At 37.0% G+C, this 3,567-nt stretch carries 3 protein-coding genes and 1 pseudogene; 2 read left to right on the plus strand and 2 right to left on the minus strand.

From position 1 onward, the window contains the following. Positions 1 to 526: 526 nt before the first annotated feature. Both CLV98_RS22925 and CLV98_RS22930 read left to right on the plus strand, forming a co-directional pair. Positions 527 to 1,855: a hypothetical protein gene (locus CLV98_RS22925; protein ID WP_146202347.1), complete on the plus strand. Its 1,329-nt coding sequence runs from the start codon at positions 527 to 529 to the stop codon at positions 1,853 to 1,855. Next, entirely contained in the window at positions 1,836 to 2,483 is a 648-nt protein-coding gene (locus CLV98_RS22930) for a hypothetical protein (protein ID WP_109678446.1), read from the plus strand. The genes CLV98_RS22925 and CLV98_RS22930 overlap by 20 nt, the downstream gene beginning before the upstream one ends. Positions 2,484 to 2,738: 255 nt before the next feature. Here the strand turns inward: CLV98_RS22930 and CLV98_RS22935 are convergent, their stop codons facing one another. Both CLV98_RS22935 and CLV98_RS23810 read right to left on the minus strand, forming a co-directional pair. Then, the gene (locus tag CLV98_RS22935; protein ID WP_146202348.1) at positions 2,739 to 3,227 is read right to left on the minus strand and encodes a hypothetical protein; all 489 of its coding nucleotides are present in this window, start codon (positions 3,225 to 3,227) and stop codon (positions 2,739 to 2,741) included. A gap of 148 nt (positions 3,228 to 3,375) precedes the next feature. Next, positions 3,376 to 3,567: pseudogene (locus tag CLV98_RS23810) on the minus strand (ISL3-like element ISMdi2 family transposase); the annotation flags it as partial.

Here is a 3,567-nt window from a genome sequence, read left to right on the forward strand (position 1 = left end):
TGAACTGAATTTTCTCCTTTTTGCTCTCATAGTTCCACTAATTTAAGATTAAAAATTAAATTTTAACAGTGGCCCTAATTCTGGGGAGTATTATAATGTTTGAAATTAAAATAGGTTGGTAGGCTGTAATTCAGCTTCGTAAAATAGCGCCTTCTAGAAATACATTCAACATGCTTATACAAAGCTTCGTTTTTTAAGATTAGCCGCTCTTCGTTTTATGGATTATTTGTCCTTATTTTTCTACTTTTCAAAGTCCTTGTCATTGAGCAGTTTTTTGAAAAACTCATCCATTCCAACATACCGGCGTTGCAGTTATACGATAGGCTCTATCGTTGGTATTTCTCGTAATAAAATAGCACTTACATTCAGTTGTTTCGTGCAATAGAATATTTACAAAAGTTATTTTATTGTAAATTTAGTCTACTCATTCTTTTTTTTGAATTAATCCAAAAGATTTGTCAAAATTGATGTTAGTAGCCTCATTTACAATATGATTTTAATATTTCTCTAAAACAAACTGGTTGTTATGAAAAATCCATTTTCTGGATCAATGTCAATCGCATTAGTTATTTCTCTAGTTGTATTTTTTGGATGCAAAGACCTCGACAAAGGTGTTGATGCCTCCGAGTCAAAAAAATTTAATATTTCCGAAATCCAACAAGCCTATGAGCTTAATTTAAAGTCTGGCAGAACAAAATCAACGAATAAAGCGACACAAGCTAAGCAGTATAAAAATGTTAAATGGGGAAATTACTATGCTGTGAAAAAGGAAGGAGAATTGAAACTGATTTTTCCATTTCAACTTGAAACTGAAATTTATAAAAAAATGGAAAACGGACTGACGTTACCTTACAGTGCGCTAAGTCGTTTAATTGTTTCGAAAAAGGATGGGTTATATGATTATGAGATAGTTACGAAGCATGTTGATCCTGAATTTAAGGATAGTGGAAATCCGGAGGATTTTAGAGGTTTCGTGGTCGTTGAAGATATACATGGCAACTTTATCAAGGGATTTCGTTATACGGAAGATGGAGTGAAATTGTTGACTCAGGAAGAGAAAAATACGCGTACGACAGAAAGGATTTGTCAATACGTAGATTGGTATAGTTGTTCGATAAGGACTATAGATGGTATACCAATTTATGAGTACTGCCAGCCTATGTATTCTGATTTAGTTGGATGTGTGGATGTACAAGATCAGGATCAGGATAAATTTATCCAGATTGATGGGAACTGGTATTTTAATTTTAATTTATCATCGGGCGGCCTCCCTCAGGAAATAAGGATAGTTGGTGTCTCACCAGCACCACTTGATCGTATTTGTTCTGCTTCATTTAATTTTTCTGGAAATCAAAACACTTCGTCAAACTATACCACTACTCTTTGGGGTTCTAAATTTGAAGATGGCTCAACCATAAATACCGATCAAGGGGGGCAGCAGTTTTCTTGCGCAAACGGCATTACAGATGCTGCCATGAATTTAAAACAGGGAATGTTTGATTGGCTAGGACTAGGCATAACGCCATTGGAATACATCAGCAGAAACTTTGCATATCTTCAGGGATCAGGGGATATAAAAAGGGTCTATGACACGGATGAACAACAATTTGTATGGAATTTTTCTCCTTTGGCCGCCAAGGTAATATCTGCCCATGCTATTAATGTTGCGGCTCAAGCGGTAGGTGAATCGAGCTTCGGGTCGGCTGCGACCCCTGGGAATTCAGAGGTTTTTAGGAATTTGGCTGAGGTCGCAAATAAAATTTTACGTAGTTATATGCCCGGATCAAGTGTAAGATGGACTCGTTTTGGTAGTGGAACCACATCAAATGCTAACTATGCGCCAAATTGTAAATAAAGACCTACAAAAGTATCTTTCAATTGTCGATGAATACTATTCATCGGAAGCGTTTCCTAATGACCCAAATCTTGACAGAGAAAAGGTGCTTTCCTTGCTCTCGGACAAGCTTAAAGTTGCCTGGCATGCTGCTGATTTAACGGCAGAAGTTTGGGGTCATCTAGTGCTTAGTTTTAGGAATAAGGCATGGGTTAGGTTTGTGCGAAATTGGGACAAAGCCACTCCTCATACCTATAAATTGATTGTAGGTATCGAGCCAGACAACGGCGATCCTCCTTGTTCAATAGTAGTTTTTTTAAGTTTTATTGGTAGGCAGATCGGAATGCTTTATGTAGATACCTTGGCGGCAGGGAGCAATAATAGGCCGTTCTATGATCACTCCCGAAACTCGGGTAATTCGTTCCCGATATCCTTTGCCTCCTATTCCCCTTTGAACAAGTTGCATAAGAAATATAGTGCTGAAATTTTGGAAGAAGTAATTAAGTTCTTCCCCGATTTTACATTATTTGAAAGTCAATTTGCCGATTATAAAGTTAAAGGGGTTCAAACTGAGGAAGATTACTTCGTTGATATTGATTTATTTATGATTTTTTTTGAAAGAGGTTTACCAGCTGGTGTTCCGACCTAGCGCATGCTGTCAAAGTGGATAATTCAAGTTGGTAGCAGTTAAACGGATGATAGGGGAGCTAAGTTTCTGATATTTTTGAAAGCATTTATTTTTTAATAACCATACGTGCTCAAGACGGATTTTTCAATTACTCTAGTACTTCATTAGGTAATGGCGTGTTCGTTCTTCGAGATTTTAATCTAAAATGTAGTATTCCGGACAACCGAACTTAAATTCGTTTTTTGAGACTGATATCAACTGAATGGACCCATAATTTTAGTCAAGAAAGTGAAATAGCATTACTTCGAGTTGTATTTTGGACATTTCATTTCCGGGAAGGCTAAACATACAGCCATATGATGATGTACTTGTTTTTGGAGTAAAGGATAAAAAATTTGGATGGTTTTTGATAGCCGTTTCAGCGGTAATTAGGACAGGATTGAAATTTTTATTCCTAACAAACATCATTAGTGCGGTTTTGGAATCTCGGTGAGTAAGGTAGCTGAGTAATTGATCGATAGCTGCTCCCAGGCCAATTTCACCAGTCCATACCTTGCATTCCGCTACAAAAATATTGCTACCGTCCGGCGCGTATTTTAATAAGATATCCGTTTTGCCTTTTCTATTGAAGGCCTCACCATGACCGCTTGTATTTTCATATCTAGTTTCCAAAAACAATAGAAACATGTCGCGCAGATCCTCTTCATCTTTATTTTTATATAAAGATGGCTTTCTTTCAAACGCACTGCCAGCACTTATCAACACCTTTAGTATATCTGAATAAACCTCTTGTTTCAGGGTGGGCAGTATTGAATCTCCTTTTGAATTTACCTCATTCTGCGGAGATGGAATAGCTTTCTTTTGTATAACAGGTGGGATAAGAAATGGTTCTTCGTCAATTTTGGTGAATGATTTATCTAGATTTGGACAATACTATTTTTCTTAAAAGTTCAAATCCCGCCCTTCCATACATGTTTCTTTTGATAGTTTTGAGTCTATTGACTTGCCCATTGCTTATTGTGGAAATGACAGCTTGGTTTACTGCCTGATAATCCTGGTTTATGCCTTTTGCAAATCCTTTGAGTGCTGAAGCTTCCGCGCTTGC

The sequence above is a fragment of the Dyadobacter jejuensis genome (genome assembly GCF_003149085.1).
In the GTDB taxonomy this organism is placed as follows: Bacteria; Bacteroidota; Bacteroidia; order Cytophagales; family Spirosomataceae; genus Dyadobacter; species Dyadobacter jejuensis.

Bases quoted from the DNA above. Each gene is read 5' to 3' on its own strand.
- CLV98_RS22925 (WP_146202347.1), top strand. From the start codon at position 527: ATGAAAAATCCATTTTCTGGATCAATGTCAATCGCATTAGTTATTTCT.
- CLV98_RS22930 (WP_109678446.1), top strand. From the start codon at position 1,836: ATGCGCCAAATTGTAAATAAAGACCTACAAAAGTATCTTTCAATTGTC.